Origin of the sequence: Fontisubflavum oceani, from assembly GCF_030407165.1 — a bacterium.
Taxonomy (GTDB): Bacteria; Pseudomonadota; Alphaproteobacteria; order Rhodobacterales; family Rhodobacteraceae; genus Rhodophyticola; species Rhodophyticola oceani.
Map to the genome: position 1 here is coordinate 2,887,887 of NZ_CP129111.1, position 22,907 is coordinate 2,910,793.

Here is a 22,907-nt window from a genome sequence, read left to right on the forward strand (position 1 = left end):
ATCCATACCGGATCCATACGCCCCAAACGGGCGACAGGGAGACAAGAATAATGGCACAGCGCGAGCCCTATGACGGCCCCATTCTCGAAATTGAAAACCTCTCGATTTCCTTCTTCACCCGCCTTCGCGAAATCCCCGCCGTGATGGATTTCTCCTGCACCGTGATGCCCGGCGAGGCCATGGGCCTTGTGGGCGAGTCGGGCTGCGGCAAATCCACGGTGGCGCTTGGCGTGATGCAGGATTTGGGCGTCAATGGCCGGGTTGTCGGCGGCACGATCAAGTTCAAAGGCCGCGACCTGAACACGATGAGTGATGAAGAGTTGCGCGACCTGCGCGGTTCCGAAATTGCGATGATTTATCAGGAGCCTATGGCGTCGCTGAACCCGGCCATGAAGATCGGCAAACAGCTGATGGAAGTGCCGATGATCCATGAAGGCGTCTCTGCCGAGGAGGCCTATGCGCGTGCCCTCGAAGTGGTCACCGACGTGCGCCTACCCGACCCGAAGCGGATGTTGGAGAGCTTCCCGCATCAGCTCTCCGGCGGGCAACAACAGCGGATCGTCATCGCCATGGCGCTGATGGCCAACCCGTCACTCCTGATCCTTGACGAGCCAACCACAGCGCTTGACGTGACCGTCGAGGCCGCCGTGGTCGAGCTGGTGAAGGATCTGGGTCACAAATACGGCACCTCAATGTTGTTTATTTCCCATAACTTAGGCCTGGTTCTTGAGACCTGTGACCGGCTCTGCGTGATGTATTCTGGCGAGGCGGTGGAGACCGGCTCCATAGAAGACGTGTTCGACGAGATGCAGCACCCCTATACCCAGGCGCTCTTCCGCTCGATCCCCCTGCCCGGGGCTGACAAAAACGCCAGCCCGCTCATCGCAATCCCCGGCAACTTTCCCCTGCCCCATGAGCGCCCGCAAGGCTGCAACTTCGGCCCGCGCTGCGACTATTTCGAGGCCGGACGTTGCGACGCGAGCGAGATCAAAATGGCGCCGATCCACGGCAATGACCGCCATGCCTCGCGCTGCCTGAAATTTGACGAGATCGATTGGTCCGCCCCGCCCACGGTCGCGGAAAAAAAGGAAAAAGCGCCGATTGGCGACACGGTTCTCAAGATCGACAACCTCAAGAAATACTATGAGGTCGCGGCCAATTCGATGTTTGGCGGCTCAAACACCAAAGTGGTGAAAGCCAATGAAACGCTGAGCTTTGAGGCGCGCGAATCCGAAACCCTCGCCATTGTCGGCGAATCCGGCTGCGGCAAATCCACCTTCGCCAAGGTCTTGATGGGGCTGGAGACGGCAACCGATGGCCAGATCATCCTCGACAATCAAAACATCGAATCGACCGAGATCGAAGATCGCGATACCGGCACGGTGTCATCTGTGCAGATGGTGTTCCAGAATCCGTTCGACACGCTGAACCCCTCGATGACGGTCGGTCGGCAGATCATCCGCGCCCTTGAGATATTCAAGATTGGCAACAACGAGGCCGAACGCCGCGCGCGCATGCTGGAATTGCTCGATCTGGTGAAGCTGCCCCGCGCCTTTGCCGACCGGATGCCGCGGCAGCTTTCCGGCGGCCAGAAACAGCGCGTTGGCATTGCCCGCGCTTTCGCCGGCGGGGCCCGGATCGTGGTCGCCGATGAGCCTGTTTCCGCGCTCGATGTGTCGGTGCAGGCCGCAGTCACGGATCTGTTGATGGAGATCCAGCGGAACGAAAAGACCACGCTCCTCTTTATCTCTCATGACCTCTCCATCGTGCGCTATCTCTCGGACCGCGTGATGGTGATGTATCTTGGCCATGTGGTGGAACTGGGCGATACCGATCAGGTCTTCTCGCCCCCTATCACCCCTATACCGAGGCGCTGCTTTCCGCCGTGCCGATCGCGGATACGTCGGTTGAGAAACAGCATATCGTGCTCGAAGGCGATATCCCCTCGGCGATGAACCCGCCCTCGGGCTGCCCGTTCCAAACCCGCTGCCGCTGGAAATCCGAAGTGCCAGGCGGGCTCTGCGAAAGTGAAGTCCCGCCGATGCGGAAGCTGGCGGATGGTCATGAGATCAAATGTCATTTGGCCGAAGACATCCTGGCGCGTATGGAACCCGTGATCAAAATCGCCGCTGAATGACCTGAGGCGGTTGCGGGTCAAGGATCGCCAGGTCGCCAAGCTGTGGTGCCAAAGGCGTCCTTGACGTGCTGACGACTGACGGGTCGGCTCAGCCCGACGCCTTCAGGGGAGACTTGCCCCTGAACGGACCGCCTTTCAGGCTCTTCGATCCCTTTTGCCAGTCCGTGCGACTTTCAACGGTGCCTTGAGCCGCTTGCGCCAGCAAGCGGCCACGCCCAACTGTGCCTGCGCCGCAAGGCGCGGAAACAGGCGGGAGCGCTCCGGGCGACCGGGCAATGCCCGGGCGCAATCTGCCACCCCACTCGTGTCGCAAAGAAAAAGGGGGAGCAAAGGCTCCCCCAGTTTCGCTGTTCAGGCTCACTCTATTGTACCGCCCGGTTTCTGCCTGCGGCCTGAACCGCGTCAGGGGCGAGCGCACCCGCCCCGTGTTTCAGGTCTCCGCACCCGGGCAAGGGCGCGAAAACCCGATCTCGTATCAGCTACACCCGCTTGTCGCGCCGCAGGTGTTGCACTTCATGCAGGTGCCGTTGCGGACCAGCGTGTAATTCCCACACTCGCCGCAGGCCTCGCCCTCATAGCCCTGCATCTTCGCTTTGGTGCGCGCGTCCATCCCGACGGTGCCCGTTGCCACCGCGGTCGTCACCGAGGCCGCCGCCACGGTCGTTGTCCCCGCCGTCTCCGGCACCAAGGTCTGCAACGCCGATACCGGATCGCCGCCCAAAGCGGTGGCCCCCATTTCGGCCCCACCTTGCAGCACAACCAGTTCCTGCGGAACGCGCTTACGGAGATAGCCGGTGGAGCTGATCTGTTTCAGCACCTCCAGCGATTTCGACGCGGCGGTCTCAGACACTTCGGAGATGTTCGAGACACCTTCCTCAACGCCCCGGCCGACCGTGTCGAAGCTTTCGCCTTCCGGCTTCACATGCGCCAGATCGGTCCGGTCCAGATAGGACACCGCCAACTCGCGGAAGATATAGTCTAGGATCGAGGTGGCGTTCTTGATCGAGTCGTTGCCTTGCACCATCCCGGAGGGCTCGAACTTGGTGAAGGTGAAGGCGTCGACGAACTCCTCCAACGGCACACCATATTGCAGGCCGACGGAGACCGCGATGGCGAAGTTGTTCATCATTGCCCGGAAGCCAGCGCCTTCCTTATGCATGTCGATGAAGATCTCACCCAGTTGGCCGTCGCCATATTCCCCGGTCCGCAGATAGACCTTATGGCCACCGACAATGGCTTTCTGCGTATAGCCTTTCCGGCGTTCTGGCAGCTTCTCACGATGGGCGCGGATGACCTCTTTGACGACCACCTTCTCGATAATCTTCTCGGCCAGAACCTGCGCCTTCTCCATCGTGTTGCCGCTTTCCAGAACTTCGGCAGCCTCGTCATCATCCTCGACCAAGGCCGCGGCCAGAGGTTGCGAGAGTTTCGAGCCATCACGATAAAGCGCGTTGGCCTCACCCCCAAGGACCAGGACAGCTCATAAGCCTTCTGGCAATCCTCGATGGTTGCGTCATTGGGCATGTTGATCGTCTTGGAGATCGCGCCCGAGATGAAGCTCTGCGCCGCGGCCATCATATAGATATGGCTGTCGACGGAGAGGAAGCGCTTGCCCTTCTTGCCGCAAGGGTTCGCGCAATCGAAGACGTTCAGATGCTCTTCCTTCAGGAAAGGCGCGCCCTCCAAGGTCATTGTCCCGCAGACATGATCATTCGCGGCGTCGATATCGGCTTTTGAGAAGCCCAGATGCCGCAGCATGTCAAAGGTCGGGTCATTCAGTTTTTCCGCCGGGATGCCAAGCGGCCCGGTGCAGAACTCTTCGCCAAGCGTCCATTGGTTGAACACGAAGCGGATATCGAAGGCCGAGGGGAGCGCCTGCTCCACCTTTTCGATCTCTGCCGGGCCAAATCCGTGGCCGATCAGCGCGGTATGGTTGATACCCGGCGCATTGCCGAGCGTCCCGTGGCCAACCGCGTAGGAGATGATCTCTTCGATCTGGCTGGAGCTATAGCCGAGCGTGTCGAGCGCGGCAGGCACCGACTGGTTGATGATCTTGAAATAGCCACCTCCGGCCAGTTTCTTGAACTTCACCAGAGCGAAATCCGGCTCGATCCCCGTGGTGTCGCAATCCATCACCAGACCAATGGTGCCAGTGGGCGCGATCACGGTCGATTGCGCATTGCGATAGCCGTGTTTCTCGCCCAGTTCCAGCGCCTCATCCCAGGCCTGTTTCGCCAGCGCGATCAGAGTCTGCTCGGGGCAGTTGCCATGGTCCAGCGGGACCGGCTTCACGGCAAGCTCTTCGTATCCATCCGTCCGGCCATAGGCCGCCATCCGGTGGTTGCGCATCACCCGCAGCATATGCTCGCGGTTCCGCTCATACCCCGCGAACGGACCCAATTCAGAGGCGATCTCGGCCGAGGTTGCATAAGACACACCCGTCATGATCGCGGTCAGCGCACCACACATCGCGCGCCCCTCGGGGCTGTCATAGCCATAGCCCATATTCATCAGGAGGCCGCCGATATTGGCATAACCCAGGCCAAGCGTCCGGAAGTCGTAAGACAGCTGCGCGATTTCCTTCGATGGGAACTGCGCCATCATCACGGAGATTTCCAGCGTCAGGGTCCAAAGCCGGGTCGCGTGGATATACCCCTCCGCGTCGAATTTGCCCTCATGATAGAAGGTCAAGAGGTTCATCGAGGCCAGGTTGCAGGCCGTATCATCGAGGAACATGTATTCCGAGCACGGGTTTGACCCGCGGATCGCGCCATCTTCCGGGCAAGTATGCCAGGCGTTCACAGTGTCATGGAACTGGATGCCCGGATCGGCGCAGGCCCAAGCGGCATGGCCGACCTTCTCCCAAAGGTCACGGGCTTTGACGGTCTTGATCACCTCGCCATTCACTCGGCTGATCAGATGCCAATCCGCGTCTTTGTCCACCGCTTCCAGGAAGGCGTCAGTCACCCGGATTGAGTTATTCGAATTCTGCCCGGAAACCGAGCTATACGCTTCGCTATCCCAGTCCGTATCGTATGTCGGGAACTCAATCGACGTGTGGCCTTGCTTTGCATAATCCAACACGCGCTTGATATAAGTTTCGGGGATTGCCACTTTTTTGGCTTCGCGAATTGCCGTTTTCAAACTTTCATTCTTGGACGGGTCAACCGCATCATCCAGGCTACCATCCCAGGTGCGGATCGCCTCGAAAATGCCGTTGAGCATCTTCTCATGCATCTTGGAGCCCGCGACGATCGACGCCACTTTCTGCTCCTCGATCACCTTCCATTCGATGAACTCTTCAATATCCGGGTGATCCGCATCAACGATCACCATCTTGGCCGCGCGCCGGGTGGTGCCGCCCGATTTGATCGCGCCGGCGGCCCGGTCACCGATTTTCAGGAAGCCCATGAGGCCCGAGGATTTGCCACCGCCGGAGAGCTTCTCACCCTCACCGCGCAGGTGGCTGAAATTCGTGCCGGTGCCGGAGCCATATTTGAAGAGCCGCGCCTCACGAACCCAGAGGTCCATGATCCCGCCTTCATTCACCAGATCGTCCTGCACGCCCTGGATGAAACAGGCATGCGGCTGCGGATGCTCGTAAGACGAGGAGGATTTGGTCAGCTTGCCGGTCTTGTAGTCGACATAGTGGTGCCCTTGCGCCGGACCGTCGATACCATAGGCCCAGTGCAGACCGGTGTTGAACCATTGCGGGCTGTTCGGCGCCGCCATTTGGCGCGCCAGCATCAGCTGCATCTCATCGAAATAGGCCCGCGCATCTTTCTCGGAGGAGAAATAGCCACCTTTCCAACCCCAATAGGCCCAAGCGCCGGCGAGACGCCGGAAGACCTGCTTGGCAGATGTTTCCCCGCCATAGCGTTGGTCTTCCGGCAGAGCCTCCAGCGCCTTTTCGTCGGCCACGTGGCGCTGCAGGAACGAGGGAACACCCTTCTCTTTCACTGGTTTCAGAGCAGCAGGCACCCCGGCCTTCCGGAAATACTTCTGCGCGATCACATCGGAGGCCACTTGGCTCCAACCTGCGGGCACTTCGACGTCATCAAGTTTGAAGACGGTGGTGCCATCGGGGTTGCGAATCTCCGATGAGGTGAGGGTGAAATCCAGCCCGGCATATGCATCGGTGCCAGCGGTGGTGAATCTCCGTTCAATCTTCATGAGCTGCCTCTTTTACCTTTATCCCCTACGCGGCCTACCGCGTTGCCCGGCTCTGGCCGTCTTGACTGTGCCCTTCAGAGACAAGCCACCCTGCCGCGCCCAAATCGAGCCCGCTGCCATGCTTTATTGGTCCGCATGTGCATCTCAGTAGGTTGGTCTGTCCCGCGCTAGGCGCCCGCACTATATATTGTGTTGATCGACCCAGCCCACACAACCTGACGTATAGCACCCCTCTCGGTCAACGGATTTTTTACGGTTTTGTGACTGTTTTTTTTGTTGCAATCAGCGCGGGCTTGGTTCGTTGACGACGCGACGTGATTCAGGGCTCAACATGGCGCTGAACCGGTAGTCCAAAAACCCGAATGGAACCGCATGCTTACCGGTCAGCTTTGAGCAATCGCATGAGGAAGCGCCACAATTCGACCACATCTGACCAACGTCGGCAGATCGAACACATTATCTTGTGTATGATTGAAAAGTGGTCGGGGCGGCGAGATTCGAACTCACGACCTTCTGTACCCAAAACAGACGCGCTACCAGGCTGCGCTACGCCCCGAACGAGGGACCGTCTAACGCGACAGGCCCGGCTTGAAAAGCCCTCGTTTTACTCTTCTGCACAACTCCAGGCCGCAACCTCTTGTGGCAACCCTGGATGACGGAGTTCAGACCCCTCCGAGATACCGATCTGCGCGGCAAGACCTCCATTGATTTCCAGAACCGCCAGGATGTCATCGCCGCCCGGAATCGGCGTCCGATCCAGCGGAATCGCGTTCTCATAAACGCGCTGCACCGTTCCGGTTTCATCCATGAAGATCATGTCGAGGGGGATCAGCGTATTCTCCATCCAGAAATGCACCCGCTGCGGCGCTTCGTAGATAAAGATCATACCGGCACTGGATGGCATGCTTTCGCGGTGCATCAACCCAAGGGCGCGCTCATCAGGGTCATCGGCCACCTCAACCGTGAAACGCGCCGTGCCCCAGTCGCCGCGCAGTTCAACCCGATCCGGGCTGCATTCTGCCCAGGCCCCACCGGCCAAGGCAACACACGCCATGGCCACCGCAAAACACCGCATCTCAGTCCTCCTGGACGTAATCCCAACTACGCACTTCGGCGGCCATTTTCCCACGCGGGCCATCAACCACCCGCACTGTTACCGCCTCGCCCGGCTGTAAATCAGCAAGGCCAAAACGGCGTAGCACTTCCACATGCACAAAGACATCCGCAGAATGCATGAAGATGTTCACAAATCCAAAACCTTTTGATTTGTCGAACCATTTGACCCGCGCCGCCAGGTAAGGGGCATCTGGGTCAAGATCGGCCATCAAGCCCATCATCGGATCTTCCGGATCCGCTTCCGGCGGCTCGATCTCAAGCACCTGTTGCGCTTGCGCCCCGCGATCAGTCTGCTGGACCATCACTGTGATCCGCGCATTGTCGGCGACCGATCCCTGGCCGAAATTCCTTAGCACATTTGCATGCAACAAGATGTCAGGCCCGCCATCGTCAGAGACGATGAACCCGAACCCTTTGGCCACGTCGAACCATTTGACCCGGCCAGTGACCTTGTCGCCCATCTCTTCTTGTTCATCCGCCATCGTGGGTAGTTCCCATCTTCTTCTGGGCTTTTTCGATTTGTCCCTGTTTCAGGCTTGAACGTTTGTGACTCCGCACGCAAGTGAAATTTAGTTATGAAAAACAAAGATATGACATTTCACGCTTCCTGGAAATGACACTTTATTATCCATTTTAGACAAATATTCGAGCCTGGTGTCCTACGGATTCAGGCGTGTCACCTCCCATGCTGCCGCTACGTCATGTCGCTGCCACCGAAACCGATCGTGCAACCGGAACGCCCCGTCCGCCCAGAACTCAATCTCCAATGGCTTTATTCGAAACCCACCCCAGAATGGTGGTCTCTCTGGGGCCCTACCGTGTTGTGCCGTCACCTTGGCGACTTCCGCGACCAGATGTGCGCGACTGGCCAGCGGGCGAGACTGTTCCGACGCCCAGGCCCCAAGTCGGCTCTTCAGCGAACGAGACCTATAATAGTCATCCGCCGCCGACCCGTCTTCGCGCTCAACCAGCCCGCGTACGCGAATCTGCCGCCGCAAGGATTTCCAGTGCATGACAAAGGCAGCCTTGCCCGAGCCACTTAACTCTTCCCCTTTGACACTACCATAATTTGTATAAAAAACAAAGGCATCTGCTTCGATCTCTTTCAGCAACACCATTCGCACATTAGGCAGGCCATCTGCATCAACGCTGGCCAAAGCGATTGCATTGGGGTCGTTCGGCTCGCTCTCTTCGGCCTCGCGCAGCCATGATTGCACCAAGGCAAATGGGTCATCGCCTTGAAATATTCCGCTGCGGTCGCTCATGATCTCTTCGCCTTTTCAACACTTCAAGCGCGCACGCTAGCCGCCGGACACAATCACGGCAAGACGTGGATCACGTTCTCTTGAAGCCCCCGGGCAATGGCCTAAACCCAAGCCTATCAACGAATAGAACAAGCCGGATTAGGGGATCGTGATGGGGTTGATGAGCGGGAAGCGTGGGCTGATCATGGGGCTCGCCAATGACAAATCCATCGCCTGGGGCGTGGCCAAAGCGCTCGCGGCGGAAGGCGCTGAGTTGGCTTTTTCCTACCAAGGCGAACAATTGCTCAAGCGGGTCACACCGCTTGCCGCAGAACTTGGCAGCAACATCGTTCTGCCCTGCGATGTTGGCGACGAGGCCAGCATGGACGCGCTCTTCGCGTCGCTCAAGGATCAGTGGGGCAGCCTAGACTTCGTTGTGCATGCCATCGGATTCTCTGACAAAAACGAGTTGCGCGGCCGGTATGTCGACACCACGCCCGGCAATTTTGACATGACCATGAATATCTCGGTCTACTCATTCACCGCGATTTGCCAGCGGGCCGAGAAAATGATGTCGAATGGCGGCAGCCTGCTGACGCTGACCTATTACGGCTCGGAAAAAGTGATGCCGCATTACAACGTGATGGGTGTGGCCAAGGCGGCGCTGGAGGCCAGTGTGATGTATCTGGCCGAAGATTTGGGCCGCGACGGTATTCGTGTGAACGCGATCAGCGCCGGTACGATCAAAACCCTGGCCGCCTCTGGCATCGGCGATTTTCGCTACATCTTGAAATGGAACGAAAACAACTCACCGCTCCGCCGGACCGTCAGTCAGGAAGAGGTCGGCAAATCGGCGCTCTACCTGCTCTCTGATCTGTCCAGCGCGGTCACCGGTGAGGTGCATCATGTGGATGCAGGCTATCATGTGATTGGGATGAAAAACCCGGAAGCCCCTGATATGTCCTTAGAAAAGAAGGGCGCATAGAGATGGTCACGCCGCTGCCGCACGAAAAAGGCTTCCACATCTCCTGGGATCAGATCCACCGCGACAGCCGCGCCTTGGCCTGGCGGTTGGACAAGCGCGGTCCGGGCACTGACGGCGCTTGGAAAGCGATTGTTGCGATCACCCGGGGCGGCATGGCGCCCGCAATGATTGTCGCGCGCGAGTTGGATATTCGTCAGGTCGCGACGATCTCGATCAAATCGTACAATCATCAAACCCAAGGTGAGCCGCAGGTCTTGAACAGTCCCGACCCAGCATTGATGGGCGATGGCGAGGGCATTCTCGTGATCGATGACTTGGTGGATTCAGGCAAGACGCTGGAAGTGGTCCGTGCACTCTACCCCAAGGCGCATTTTGCGACGGTGTATGCGAAGCCGAAGGGCGAACCGATGGTGGACACGTTTATCACCGGGGTCAGCCAGGACACGTGGATATTCTTCCCATGGGATATGGCGCTGCAATATGTGGAACCCTACCGCGGCACAGACTAACCGGACCCGGTTTCTTACAAGAAACCGGCGCGGAATTTTTCAAAATTCCGGCTTCTAACCCGCTCGAAGCGCGTCCGACAAGACCTCTTGGACAACCGCGCGCGGGACATCTCCCGTCACAAACGCCTGCCCGATTCCACGTGCGAGGATAAAGCGCAGCTGCCCATCGACGACTTTCTTGTCCTGCCCCATAAGGGTCAGTAACGCATCTGCACCTGGCAATTCTCCGGGAATATCAGATAGATCGCGCTTCATCTTCATATCTGAGAGATGCGCGCGAACCCGGCTCGGCTCCTCTTGAGGGCAAAGCCCCATCCGCGCCGACACTTCAAAGGCCAGTGCACAACCGATTGCCACGCCCTCGCCATGTAGCAAGCGATCCGAATAGCCCGTTGCCGCCTCCAGCGCATGGCAGAACGTGTGACCGAGGTTCAGAAGCGCCCGGTCCCCCTGCTCCGTTTCGTCGCGCATAACGATATCGGCTTTCATCTGCACCGAGCGACGAACAGCGTCCTGCCTCAACCCGGCATCACCCGCAGCGAGACCCGGGCCGTTCTCTTCCAGCCAGGCAAAAAACGCGGCATCGCCAAGCAGCCCGTATTTCGCCACTTCGCCATAGCCCGCTAAGAAATCCCGTTCGGTCAGCGTGCCCAGCACATCGATATCTGCCAAAACCAGTGTGGGCTGATGAAACGCCCCGACCAGGTTTTTCCCATGGCGGGTGTTGATCCCGGTCTTACCCCCACGGAACTGTCGACCTGTGCCAAGAGGCTCGTTGGGATCTGTACGAAGCGAACACCCCGGCGTAGAACCGCCGCGGCAAACCCCACGAGATCGCCGATCACACCGCCGCCGAAGGCGACAACGACATCACGACGCTCCACCTTCTGGTCCAGCAGCCACTCGACGACTTGCATCAGAAACGGCCAGCTTTTCGTCGCCTCGCCCGGCGGCAAGACCAACGCCTCCATCTCGATGCCATCCGCCGCCAATCCCGCGCGGAGCGCTTCCAGATGCAGACCTGCCACCGTTTCCTCGGTCACGACCCAGGCTTTCGGCCGCGCGAGAACCGGCGCGATCTCGGCCCCGGCTCGCGCAATCAGGCCGGGCCCGATCCGCACATCATAGGCCCGCTCCCCCAGGGGAACATAAACCGTCTCGACACCCATCACCCTGCCTCCACCACGCCCGCCGCTATCAGGCGTTCCAAAACCGCATCCGTTGTCTTCGCAATCGACCACGACGACCGCACTTTGACCCGCAATTCCGCTTCGGCATAAGACGGCGTCCGCGCCTCAAGCAACTCTGCCAACGTCGCCCGTGGGTCGACGGTTCGAAGCAAAGGCCGCGTATCTTTGTGTCGAACCCGCGCCCAAAGCAGGTCGAGATCGGCCTCCAGCCATAACGCCGCCGCACGGGCCGAAATCATCGCGCGATTGGCCTCCGCCAACCACGCGCCGCCGCCGGTCGAGAGCACGCAAGGCGGCCCCTCCAACAGCCGGGCAATGACCTGCCCTTCTTTATCGCGAAAAAACGCCTCGCCATCGCGTTCGAAAATCTCCGCGATACTCATCCGGGCGCTCTCCACAATCTCCGCATCCGAGTCGCGCAGCTCCACCTTCAGCCGCGCCGCCAAGGCCCGACCAATCGCGGTTTTGCCGGAGCCCATCATGCCCACCAGCACTACGGTTTTCACCAGACGCAGCCGATTTGTTGGCATGGTTTCGCCCATCACTGAAAAATGTCCCTCCAAGACTGGCGTAATTCCGCTTGCAATGGCTTATAGTGAAAGTGAAGCGGCGGCAAACGCCGCGAGAAACAGGCAAATCGAAGGGCATAAATGGGGCGGTTGATCAAGCTTTTGGCTGTGTTGATTGTGTTGGCTGTGATCGGCCTCGTGGGCTATTCCTATTCTGGATTGATGGTGCCTGAGACCCGAGAAATCACCGTGCCAGTGGTGCTTGATGCGGATTAAGCCCCTCCTTTGCGCCTTGGCCCTGACCGCTGGCGCTGCGGCTGCGCAAGAGACCGATGGCGACGCGCCCTTGACGGGCCCTGACTGGCTGTCTGACACGATCATCCGCCCTCATGGCGACGTGGCGACCTCCGCCACGCCGCCCGAGATCACGGTCATGCCGTTGGGCCAAGTGCGGCTGGACGCGGTTGGTATCTTGCCCTTTGCCACAACTGGCCTGCCTGCCGGTCTGTGGGCCGATAGCGCGCCCGACACGCTCGCGCGTCTGATGTTGTCGCAACCGGCGGAAGGTCTGCCAGCGATGCTCGCCTTCACACGGCAACTGGCGCTGGCGGAACTTGACCCGCCACAAGATGCCAGCACCGAGGCGATCTTGTTTCTAGCACGGCTTGATCTTCTCCTTGATCGCGGGGCGTTGGAACCCGCCCGCGCCTTGATGGAACGCGCCGGGCCTGCCGATCCGCGCATCTTCCGCCGATGGTTCGACGTCAGCCTGCTCACTGGCCAGGCGGAGCGCGCATGCGCCGCCATGCGCGCCAGCCCCGACATCGCACCAACCTTTCCGGCGCGCATCTTCTGCCTTGCCCGGAGCGGCGACTGGCCCGCCGCGGCCCTCTCGCTTGGCACCGGCGAGGCGCTTGGCTTCATCAGCACTGCGGAGGCCGACCTGATCGCCCGCTTCCTCGACCCTGAACTGTTCGAAGGCGAACCACCCCTGCCCTTGCCTCCTGAGATGACACCGCTGCACTACCAAATGCTGATCTCTTTGGGCGAACGTCCGCCATCGAACGCCCTGCCACTGGCCTTCGCCCATGCCGATTTGGCCGATCTGGCCGGGTGGCGCGCGCAGCTTGATGCGGCGGAGCGGTTGATGCGGGCGAGCGCAATAGAACCCGAGCAGTGGCTGGCGATCTATACCGCCCGCACTCCCGCCGCCTCCGGTGGAGTGTGGGAACGGGTCGACGCGCTGCAGTCTTTCGACGCGGCCCTTCTTGCAAGCGATCCAGAGGCTATCACCCGTTATCTGCCAGAGGTTTGGGCCGCGATGCAGCAGGCCGGGCTCGAAACCGCCTTCGCGCGGCTCTATTCTGATCGGCTTCTGCGCCTGCCCCTCACCGGTGAGGCTGCGATGTTGGCGCGTCGGGTTGGCCTGCTCTCACCGCTTTACGAAGCGGTGGCCCAAGGCGCGGTGGCGCAAGACGATCATGAGCGATTCCTTTTTGCCATCGCACGTGGCGAGGCGCCCGAGGCCCCTCCCCGCACCGGCACCGATGCAATCACCACCGCCGTCGCATCGGCCTTCGCCGACACAACACCCCCCGAGCGCTTCACCCGGCTTTTGAACCTGAACCGCACAGGCGAGGCCCTTCTGCGGGCGGCACGCACCTTGAGCGCGGGCGCGGGCGACACCGATGACATGGCCGATGCTCTGCGACTGTTTCGAGCCCTTGGCCTGGAAGACACGGCGCGCCGCGCCGCCCTGCAACTGATGATCCTGGACCGGGCCTGATATGGCCGCCGCCGCTGACCAGCGTTGGATACAGTCCTTCATCGAGGCGCAAGCCGCCGAGCTAAACGCCGCGCAGAACACGCAATTGGCCTATGCCCGCGATCTGGAGGATTTCCGCGCGTTTCTTATCAATCGAGAGACCGATCTCGCCAAAGCCAGCCGCACCGAGATTGAGGCCTATCTGATGATGCTCGACGCAAATGGCTTGGCGAAAGCGACCCGCGCCCGGCGGCTTTCATCGATCAAACAGCTCTATCGGTTTACCTATGAAGAAGGCCTTCGTGCCGATAACCCGGCGCAGTTGGTCAAAGGTCCGGGCCACGAGAAACGCCTGCCCAAGACCCTCTCGGTCGAGGAAGTCGACCGTCTGCTTGCAGCCGCCGAAACGCTTGGACGCAGCTCGGGCGACAGGCTGCGGAATGCCTGTCTGATGCAGCTCCTCTACGCCACCGGCATGCGCGTGACGGAGCTTGTCTCGCTCCCGGTCTCCGCCGCCCGTGGCAATCCGCAAGTGATGCTGGTCAAAGGCAAAGGCGGGAAGGAACGCATGGTGCCGCTCTCCCCGCCTGCGCGTGCCGCCCTGATCGCTTGGATCGGTCATCGTGATACGGAAGAGGCGCGCAAGACCGAAAACACAGGCGTAGCTCCATCTCGCTTCCTCTTCTCGTCTCGCGGCAAAGCGGGCCACCTCACCCGAATGCGGTTCTACCTGCTGATCAAAGACATTGCCGTCGCCGCAGGTGTCTCGCCCGAGAAGGTCACGCCGCACACACTCCGCCACGCGTTCGCGACCCATCTTCTGGCCGGCGGCGCCGATCTCCGCTCGATCCAGACGCTTCTGGGCCACGCCGACATCTCGACCACCGAAATCTACACCCATGTGTTAGATGAGCGCCTGAAATCCTTGGTGCTCAATCACCACCCGCTGGCGACACAAGACAAGGACTAGTCCCCGTCCCTGGCGGAGAAATGCCGCCGTGACGGCATGCAACACTTGCCCGTTTCGCGCGTGCCAGGCCCTTGAAGAACCCCCATTCGCACCCCATAACGCTGCTCATGGACACCACCCCCTTCATGGACACCGCATTCTGGGTCACCGCAGGCGCCATCATTGGCCTGTTGGTGCTCTCGGCGTTTTTCTCTGGCTCCGAAACGGCGCTCACCGCCGCCTCACGCGGCAAGCTCAGATCGCAGGCCGACCGGGGCAACAAAGGGGCCGAGCGGGCCTTGAACCTGACCGAAGATAGCGAGCGGCTGATCGGCTCGGTTCTGCTTGGCAACAACTTGGTCAATATCCTGGCCGCCTCGCTGGCCACCGCGCTTTTCACCCGGGCCTTTGGCGAAAGCGGCGTGGCGCTGGCGACGTTGGTGATGACGCTTCTGGTGCTGATCTTCGCCGAGGTCTTGCCGAAGACTTACGCGATCACCAATGCGGAAACCGCCGCCGCCCGGGTCTCGCCGGTTATCCGCATCGTCATCTTGGTCTTCTCGCCGGTCGTCCGAATGGTGCAGGTGCTGGTCCGCGGCGTCTTGCGCATCTTCGGCGTGCAAACCGACCCCGACAGCGCCGTTCTGAGCGCGCGGGAGGAGATCGCGGGGGCCATCACGCTTGGCCATTCCGAGGGTGCGGTAGAGAAAGAACACCGCGACCGGCTTTTGGGTGCGCTCGATTTGAGCGACCGGACTGTTGAAGAGATCATGTTGCATCGCTCCGGCATCGAAATGATCGACGCCGATGCCGATCCGGAGCAGATCCTCAGCCAAGCCTTGCAATCGCCCCATACTCGCCTGCCCGTTTATCGCGAGGAACAGGAAAACATCATTGGCGTCATTCACGCCAAAGACCTGCTGCGCGCGATGGATCAGTTGATGCGCGGCGACAATGCGCCGGGCCTGGAGAAGTTCGACATCGGCCAGGTCGCGATGACCCCCTATTTCGTGCCCGAAACCACGACGCTCGACGACCAGATGCGGCAATTCCTGCGCCGCCATACGCATTTTGCTCTGGTGGTCGATGAATATGGCGCACTGCAAGGATTGATCACGCTCGAAGATATCCTGGAGGAAATCGTCGGCGAAATCACCGATGAGTTCGACGTCGAAGAAGTCATTAACCTGACCCCCGGATCGGATGGCAACTACCTGATCGATGGCGGTATGACGATCCGCGATCTGAACCGGGCCACCGATTGGAACCTGCCGGATGAAGAGGCAAACACCGTCGCTGGTCTGGTGATCCACGAAGCGCAATCGATTCCGGTCGAAGGCCAGTGTTTCAGCTTCCATGGTTTCCGGTTTGAGGTGGCGTCCCGCGATCAAAACCGCCTGACGCAGTTGAAAATCAGGAAGCTCTGAGGAGTCACCCGGTTTCTTGCAAGAAACCGGTCCGGAATTTTGCAAAATTCCGGTGCCGCGCTGAAACCGGATACAAATGTCGCTTTCTGACTTGCTCCGCCCGGCGCCGCGCTCTTTCATCGCCGCGAGTGATAGAAGGACAACCTCTCACATGAAAACCACCACCCAAGTCTGCGTCATCGGCGGCGGCGTTGTCGGCGCCTCGGTTCTCTATCACCTGACCAAACTTGGCTGGTCCGATGTGATGCTGGTGGAACGCTCGGAACTCACCTCCGGCTCCACTTGGCACGCCGCTGGCGGGTTTCATACGCTGAACGGCGATACCAATATGGCGGCGCTGCAAGGCTACACGATCCGGCTCTATCGCGAGTTGGAAGAACTGACTGGCCTCTCCTGTGGTCTGCACCATGTGGGCGGCGTGACCCTGGCGGACACGCAAGAGCGCTTCGACATGCTGAAAGCCGAACGCGCCAAACACCGGTTCATGGGGCTGGAGACCGAAATCCTCGGCCCCGACGAAATCAAGCAGGTTGCGCCGATCACCAATATCGATGGCATTTTGGGCGCCCTTTATGACCCGCTCGATGGCCATCTCGACCCCTCAGGCACCACGCACGCCTATGCCAAAGCCGCACGGATGGGCGGCGCCGAGATCGTGACCCAGTGTATGGTGACCGAGACCAACCCGCGCGCCGATGGCACCTGGGATGTGGTGACCGACAAAGGCACGATCCATGCCGAGCATGTGGTCAATGCGGGCGGGCTTTGGGCCCGTGAAGTCGGTGCAATGGCGGGCTGCTACCTGCCGCTGCACCCGATGGAGCACCAATATATCGTCACTGATGAAATCGCCGAGATTTACGAGCGCGCCGAAGAGCACCCGCATGTGATGGATCCGGCGGGCGAAAGCTATCTCCGCCAGGAAGGCCGTGGCCTCTGCATCGGCTTCTATGAACAACCTTGCAAACCTTGGGCGGTCGACGGAACGCCTTGGAGCTTCGGCCACGAGCTTCTGCCCGATGACTTCGACAAGATCGAAGACAGCATCGCTTTCGCCTATAAACGCTTCCCGATCCTGGAGACCGCCGGTGTGAAATCGGTGATCCACGGCCCCTTCACCTTCGCGCCCGATGGCAACCCGCTGGTCGGGCCGGTCCCGGGCTTGCGCAATTACTGGTCCGCCTGCGGTGTCATGGCGGGCTTTTCCCAGGGCGGCGGTGTTGGGCTGACGCTTGCGCAATGGATGGTCGAGGGCCAACCGGATCGCGATGTCTTCGCGATGGATGTGGCCCGCTTCGGTCGGGTGATCACGCCGGGCTATACGCTGCCGAAAGTAATCGAGAATTATCAAAACCGCTTCTCGGTGGCCTATCCGAATGAAGAACTGCCCGCCGCGCGGCCGTTCCGTACCACGCCGATGTATGACATCTTCGATCAGATGGGCGCGGTCTGGGGGCAGCAATACGGGCTGGAAGTGCCGAACTATTTCGCCGAAGAGGGCGAGCCGCGCTATGAAACCCCCTCCTTCCGCCGCTCAAACGCCTTCGAGGCCACCGCGCGCGAAGTCAAAGCGGTGCGAGAGGCCGTCGGCATCAACGAGGTGCAAAACTTCGGCAAATACCGGATCACCGGCGCTGATGCCCGCGCTTGGCTCGACCGGATCATGGCAGGCCGCGTACCGCAGCCCGGGCGCTTGTCTCTCACCCCAATGCTAAACCATATCGGCAAGCTGATCGGGGACTTCACCATCTCCTGCCTCTCGGAAACCGAATTCCAACTGACGGCAAGCTACGGCTCGCAAGACTATCATTTACGATGGTTTGACAGTCAGTTGCAGGGCGATGTTCATGTCCAGAATATCTCGGATACCCGCACCGGTTTCCAAATCGCTGGCCCCCGTGCCCGCGACCTCTTGCAAGCCGTCACTCGCGACGATGTCTCGGCCGAGGCGTTCCGCTTCATGGATGTCAAACCAATCACCATCGGGCTCAGCACGGCGCTTGTTCAGCGGGTCAGCTATACCGGCGATCTCGGCTATGAGATCTATGTCGACGCGATGGAGCAGCGGCAACTCTGGCAGATCCTCTGGACCGCTGGCCAGGCCTTCGGCCTAAAACCCTTCGGGATGCGGGCGATGATGTCGCTACGCCTGGATAAGTTTTTCGGCTCCTGGCTTCGAGAATTCTCGCCCGACTATACCGCCGCCGAAACCGGCCTCGACCGGTTCATCAGCTTCAAGAAAAACACCCAGTTCATCGGTCGCGAGGCGGCGGAGGCCGAACGGGCCAATGGCTCCGCCCGCAAACTCTGCGCCTTCGAGGTCGCGGCCACCGATGCCGATGTAAATGCCTATGAACCGATCTGGCTCGATGGCACGGTTCAGGGGTTCTGCACCTCCGGCGGCTATTCCCATCACGCGCAGAAATCCATCGCGCTTGGCTTCGTGCCAACAGATCGGGCCACTGACGGCCTAGAGGTCGAGATCGAAATCCTGGGCGAGATGCGCCCGGCCCGACTGATCACCACCCCGCTCTTTGACCCAGAGGGCACACGCATGCGAGGGTAGAATGGGCCTGAAAAACGAGTGGACCCCTTAAACCGCGCCCTTCTCTGCTTCAGAAATATCCCCGCCGGAGGCCTAAAATCTCTTCTGACACCCCCCTCATTCTCCTCCTCGCTGCGGGTCGCGCAACGCGCATGGGTGGCACGGACAAACTCTTGGAACCCGTCCAAGGCGCGCCGCTCGTGGCAACCATGGCCAAACGCTGTGCGAAGGCCGGGCCGACCCGGGTGATCCTTGGCCCCGATCAGCCGGCGCGCCGTGCGGCTCTGGCGGAGATTGGCTGCGAGGTCGTTGAAGCCCCCGAGAGCGCAGGGATGGCGGCGTCGATCCGTGTTGGCCTCTCGGATCTGGAAGCCCCCGCCGCGCTGATCATGCTGGCCGATATGCCCGAGATCACAGCCTATGATCTGCATCTGATGTTGACGCTCCACGCCCAGGCTCCCGATGCGATCCTCCGCGCCGCCAGCGAAGACGGCACGCCCGGGCATCCGGTGCTCTTCCCCGCCGACCTCTTCGCCGATCTCCGCAAGCTCAGTGGCGATATCGGCGCCCGCGACCTCCTCAAACGCCACGCCAACCGTATCCACCTGATCCCGCTCAAAGGAGATCGTGCGCTGATCGATTTGGACACGCCCGAAGACTGGGCCGCCTGGCGAGCAAAAGAAAAGGGCGGCCTGTAATCAGACCGCCCTTCGCTCGGGTCAAGGTTCGCCCCCCAAACCCCTTGTCCCTCGCTGCATAACTCTTGCGTCTCAGCGTACGATCAGCCGCGCCTCATGCGCTTTCAGGGCGCGGCGGGCGGCGACGTAGCTGTCGCGGCCTTGCGGCGTTTTCAACTCCGGGAAGATCTCGAGGATCTCGTTCCGGGTACCATTCCCCATCGCGCCCAAGGTTTGATCGCCAGGCTGGAAGCTCTCGGTCCAGGCGCCATCGGCCAGCACCACTTCGTGCCGGTCGAACATGAAGTGGATATAGGTGGCGCGCATCGGATCAAGCCACTGAACCGAGCCGTGATTGACCAGGTGTTTGGCCGCGACCAGAACTTCGCTCTCTTCGAAGTAAAGCTGCGTCGCGTCACCCGCCACCAGCATCCGATGCTGCGGCGAGACGATCATGTCGCGCTCCGGCAGGCCATCACCCAAGCTGCCCGCTCTGATCAGGATCGGGCGTAGATAAGGCGCGCGGCGCAGTTCGGCGCGCTGCAGGGTGCGGTTGCCAACCCAACGGATCTCTTGGATGCCATTGTCGCGGGTGATGACCTTGTCACCTTCGCGCAAGCTCTCGACCGGCACTTCACCTTTCGGGGTTGCGATCCGCGCACCCGGCGTGAAGCAGGGAATGACATTCTCGATCTCGATGAAGGTCATCGTGCCGGTCACGTTCTCCGGTGCGAAACCGTTGCCGTCGAAGAAGGTGACGGTACCGCTCTCGCCCGGGGTGCCACCGGGGTCGATCGAGTCGTCGAAGGTCACATGCAGCGGCCCGGCGCCGGTCAGGTCCAGCGTGTCGAAATCGTCGCCGCCTTCGCCACCCTCGATATCGTCGCCGATACCATGACCATTCTGGTCCACGATGAACGTATCGCGGTCGTCGCCACCGAACATCTCATCGGCACCCTGGCCGCCGATGATCAGGTCGTCGCCCTCATCGCCCATGATCAGGTCATCGTCGATCCCGCCATCCAGCGTATCGTTGCCCTCGCCACCATGAATGGTGTCGTTATCGTCTTCGCCATAGACGAGGTCGTCGCCCGCGCCGGCATAGATCAGGTCATCGCCATTATCGAGGATTGGATCGTCCGGCCCGTTCGGATTGTCGTCCGGGATATTGACGATATCCGGGAAGCTCGGGCCTAGGCCGCCATAGATCGTGTCATCGCCATCTCCAGCATCGACCGTGTCGGAGCCTTCCCCAAGCGTGATGAGATCGTCGCCATCGCCGGAGGTGACGCTGTCATCGTCAAAACCCACATCAATGACATTGTCGCCATTGCCCGCGTGAACCGTGTCATCGTCGTCGCCAGTGATGATGGTGTCGTTGCCATCCCCCGTGATCACCAGATCTTTGTCGTTGTTCGGATCCAGATCCTCGGACCCGGGCACAAAAGGGAAGCCGCGATCCGGCAGCGCCGAAACGGTGTCTCCATCAGATGTGTCGATGAAGTTGTCACCATCCATGTCATTGACGGTGTCGTTGCCCGCCCCGCCAGTGATGGTGTCATCACCATCGCCGCCATCAAGCACATCATCACCAGCACCGCCGTCCAGCGTGTCTTCGCCGTCGCCGCCATTCAGCGTGTCGTCGCCATCGCCGCCGTCGAGGTCATCATTGCCGTCGCCACCGTCGAGATCATCGTCGCCGTCGCCACCATTCAGCTCGTCATCGCCGCCATTGCCGATCAGCACATCATCGCCGTCGCCGCCATTCAGCGTGTCGTTGCCTTCTGGGCCATCATCGACAAAACCAACCGCGTCGAAATACACATCCGTAACATTGATGCCGCTGTCATTGCCGCCATCCTGGCTATGCGTGATGATGATCGACGACACTGGGCCGGGGATATCGACCAAGATCGAGTAATTCGCACTGGTGTCGCTCTGATAGCCGCCATTGCTGTCGGCGGTATCATTACCAGGCACGCCATCGGTGTTCGACAAGGTCAGATTGTTGCCCGCCGTCAGCGAGACTTCGATCGGATCGCCGTTCTCGTCGAAGGCTTGGATCTTGACCACGCCATCGCCATCGATGTCATTGACGCGAAACGACACATTCTCGACCGGGTCAGAGAACTCGAGCTCATACTTCGCTTTGTCGCCTTTATCTTCCAGATCGCTGGACAGCGAACTGTTGTCATCCACCGGGTCGCCATCGCTGTCGATGCCCGCAACATTCTGATTGTTATCGGCAAACTCGGTCTCGACATCACCCTTTTCGGACAGAATCTTGAAGGTCACATCGACACTGCCGGTGTTCTGCGTGAACCCGTTCAGGTCATCGCCATTCTCAATCGGGCTCGGACCATTCGGATCGGGCGCCAGATCCCATTCGAACTTCTCGCGACCGCCGCCGAGAAGCGGATTACCGGTGTTGTCATCACCGATCAGCGTATCGTTACCCTCGCCGCCATCGACGCTGTCGTCGCCACTTCCGGCAAAAACCAGATCGTCGCCATCGCCGGCCTCGACCGTGTCATTGCCCGCGCCCGCGACCACCACATCGTCGTCAGTGCCATCGACAACCGCATTGTCGATCATGTCGGGCGGCGTGTCGGGGTCGCCGGTATAGGCCACATCGATCAGGTCATCGCCACTTGTGCCTTCAACGATCATGTCGCCGCCAGAGGCGTTGATCACATCAATGTCGTAGATCGCGACATAGTCGATGGAGCCATCGAAAAACTTATCGTATTCGCCATCGTCCTTTTCGCGGGCCCCGAAGGTCCAGCTTTCGTCGTCATTGTCGGTGATGTCCATGGTCAAGCCAAGCTCAGTGGAGCTCAGCGTTTGGGACGTCCCCTCACTCAGATTCTCGACCAGCAGGGTCGCGCCGGAGGTCTCATCCCAGGCATAGGTGACTTTGACGTCATCACCGGGATCAAAGAAGTTCTTGTGCGTCGACAGCTCCAGTTTCGCACCATCGGAATAGTGCACCACCTCAACTTCGCCGTCATCGGTGACACGAATCTCGAAGAACCCTTCGCTATCCTTGTCCTTATATTCGCCGCGGTTGACCAGCGTATCGGGGCTGGAGCCGACATGCTGATCCTGGTTGAACTGCACTGCGACGGTGCCTGTGCCCAACTGGAACGGCACATCATTGCCCGGGAAGGTCGACGTTCCATCGAACCCGGTGTTGTTGTTCACATCGAAGAAGTCGCCATGGCCATCGGTGTGCAACGCGCCGCCGGAAATGCTCGCACCGCCCTCGGTGTGACCGTTTTGCGCGAACCCATCGGCCAAGCCAGTATCCTTGGTCTTGCTGCCATCAAGGAAATCCCAAAGGCCAACCAAGTTACTTGCAAACGGGTCATTGAAGTTGTTCGCCATCGTTCTCTCCTCTCGCCGACATCCAAGATGCCGCCCGCCATCACCCGGCGGAAAATCCAGTACCAACCCAAATCGAACGACGCCGGCGCAGAAGGCGGCACGCACGCAAACACAAATGGACTGAGGAAGAGAGGCCCCGTGCTAAACACGGATGGTCAGAGGCGGTGGCAGCCGCCGTTTCTGACCCATGCACCACATGCCACACATAGTGACATCGCGGAACGCACACCCTCCGCACTCAAACCGTGCGTCATGTGCGGCCGCCCCCGTGGCCTAAACAGACATCGCCCCCCA

The 22,907-nt window shown here is 60.2% G+C and carries 15 protein-coding genes, 1 tRNA gene and 2 pseudogenes; 9 read left to right on the forward strand and 9 right to left on the reverse strand.

The annotated features are described in order from the left end of the window. Nucleotides 1–50: 50 nt before the first annotated feature. Nucleotides 51–2,137: pseudogene (locus QTA57_RS14725) on the forward strand (dipeptide ABC transporter ATP-binding protein). A gap of 475 nt (nt 2,138–2,612) precedes the next feature. Here QTA57_RS14725 and QTA57_RS14730 read toward each other — a convergent pair. From QTA57_RS14730 to pdxH, 5 genes and pseudogenes are all read right to left on the reverse strand, one after another. Next, a pseudogene (locus tag QTA57_RS14730) lies at nt 2,613–6,310 on the reverse strand (vitamin B12-dependent ribonucleotide reductase). Nucleotides 6,311–6,789: 479 nt separating this feature from the next. Beyond that, nucleotides 6,790–6,866: transfer RNA gene (locus QTA57_RS14735), tRNA-Pro, on the reverse strand. Nucleotides 6,867–6,914: 48 nt separating this feature from the next. Next, complete coding sequence (locus tag QTA57_RS14740) at nt 6,915–7,385, reverse strand: DUF192 domain-containing protein (RefSeq protein WP_290152176.1); 471 nt, start codon at nt 7,383–7,385, stop codon at nt 6,915–6,917. Between the two features lies 1 nt (nt 7,386). Continuing rightward, nucleotides 7,387–7,908, reverse strand: coding sequence for a cold-shock protein (locus QTA57_RS14745; protein WP_145209334.1), 522 nt, complete (start codon nt 7,906–7,908; stop codon nt 7,387–7,389). Nucleotides 7,909–8,085: 177 nt separating this feature from the next. Beyond that, nucleotides 8,086–8,691, reverse strand: a complete 606-nt coding sequence (pdxH, locus tag QTA57_RS14750) for a pyridoxamine 5'-phosphate oxidase (RefSeq protein ID WP_290152177.1) — start codon at nt 8,689–8,691, stop codon at nt 8,086–8,088. A gap of 151 nt (nt 8,692–8,842) precedes the next feature. Between pdxH and fabI the strand changes: the two genes are divergently transcribed. Both fabI and gpt read left to right on the forward strand, forming a co-directional pair. Then, nucleotides 8,843–9,655: an enoyl-ACP reductase FabI gene (gene fabI, locus QTA57_RS14755; protein ID WP_407933482.1), complete on the forward strand. Its 813-nt coding sequence runs from the start codon at nt 8,843–8,845 to the stop codon at nt 9,653–9,655. 2 nt (nt 9,656–9,657) lie between these two features. After that, a complete protein-coding gene (gene gpt / locus QTA57_RS14760; RefSeq protein ID WP_145209344.1) occupies nt 9,658–10,164 on the forward strand; it encodes a xanthine phosphoribosyltransferase in 507 nt (168 codons plus the stop codon). A gap of 54 nt (nt 10,165–10,218) precedes the next feature. On the opposite strand, the gene QTA57_RS18715 is transcribed toward gpt, so the two are convergent. Genes QTA57_RS18715 through QTA57_RS14775 form a run of 3 tightly spaced genes read right to left on the reverse strand, consistent with a single transcriptional unit; the run spans nt 10,219 to nt 11,896 of the window. Then, nucleotides 10,219–10,836: a 3-dehydroquinate synthase family protein gene (locus QTA57_RS18715; RefSeq protein ID WP_456237557.1), complete on the reverse strand. Its 618-nt coding sequence runs from the start codon at nt 10,834–10,836 to the stop codon at nt 10,219–10,221. Next, nucleotides 10,806–11,333: an iron-containing alcohol dehydrogenase gene (locus tag QTA57_RS18720; protein ID WP_290152178.1), complete on the reverse strand. Its 528-nt coding sequence runs from the start codon at nt 11,331–11,333 to the stop codon at nt 10,806–10,808. Before QTA57_RS18720 ends, QTA57_RS18715 begins: the two co-directional genes overlap by 31 nt. After that, nucleotides 11,333–11,896 carry a shikimate kinase gene (locus QTA57_RS14775; protein ID WP_290154937.1) on the reverse strand — a complete coding sequence of 188 codons (564 nt, stop codon included), beginning with the start codon at nt 11,894–11,896 and terminating at the stop codon, nt 11,333–11,335. The genes QTA57_RS18720 and QTA57_RS14775 overlap by 1 nt, the downstream gene beginning before the upstream one ends. 108 nt (nt 11,897–12,004) lie before the next feature. On the opposite strand from QTA57_RS14775, the gene QTA57_RS14780 reads away from it, so the two are divergent. The 6 genes from QTA57_RS14780 to QTA57_RS14805 all read left to right on the forward strand — a co-directional run bounded on the left by QTA57_RS14780 (nt 12,005) and on the right by QTA57_RS14805 (nt 19,247). Next, nucleotides 12,005–12,139, forward strand: coding sequence for a hypothetical protein (locus tag QTA57_RS14780; RefSeq protein ID WP_290152179.1), 135 nt, complete (start codon nt 12,005–12,007; stop codon nt 12,137–12,139). Continuing rightward, the gene (locus QTA57_RS14785) at nt 12,129–13,649 is read left to right on the forward strand and encodes a hypothetical protein (RefSeq protein ID WP_290152181.1); all 1,521 of its coding nucleotides are present in this window, start codon (nt 12,129–12,131) and stop codon (nt 13,647–13,649) included. The genes QTA57_RS14780 and QTA57_RS14785 overlap by 11 nt, the downstream gene beginning before the upstream one ends. Nucleotide 13,650: 1 nt before the next feature. Beyond that, nucleotides 13,651–14,598, forward strand: a complete 948-nt coding sequence (locus tag QTA57_RS14790) for a site-specific tyrosine recombinase XerD (protein ID WP_290152183.1) — start codon at nt 13,651–13,653, stop codon at nt 14,596–14,598. 107 nt (nt 14,599–14,705) lie between these two features. Beyond that, nucleotides 14,706–16,004 (forward strand): HlyC/CorC family transporter, encoded by a 1,299-nt coding sequence (locus QTA57_RS14795; RefSeq protein ID WP_145209356.1) that lies wholly within the window; start codon nt 14,706–14,708, stop codon nt 16,002–16,004. A gap of 151 nt (nt 16,005–16,155) precedes the next feature. Continuing rightward, nucleotides 16,156–18,570 (forward strand): GcvT family protein, encoded by a 2,415-nt coding sequence (locus QTA57_RS14800; RefSeq protein WP_290152185.1) that lies wholly within the window; start codon nt 16,156–16,158, stop codon nt 18,568–18,570. A gap of 131 nt (nt 18,571–18,701) precedes the next feature. Then, nucleotides 18,702–19,247, forward strand: coding sequence for a nucleotidyltransferase family protein (locus QTA57_RS14805; RefSeq protein WP_290152187.1), 546 nt, complete (start codon nt 18,702–18,704; stop codon nt 19,245–19,247). Between the two features lie 72 nt (nt 19,248–19,319). Here QTA57_RS14805 and QTA57_RS14810 read toward each other — a convergent pair whose 3' ends face one another. Beyond that, nucleotides 19,320–22,613, reverse strand: a complete 3,294-nt coding sequence (locus QTA57_RS14810) for a Hint domain-containing protein (RefSeq protein WP_290152188.1) — start codon at nt 22,611–22,613, stop codon at nt 19,320–19,322. Nucleotides 22,614–22,907 lie beyond the last annotated feature (294 nt).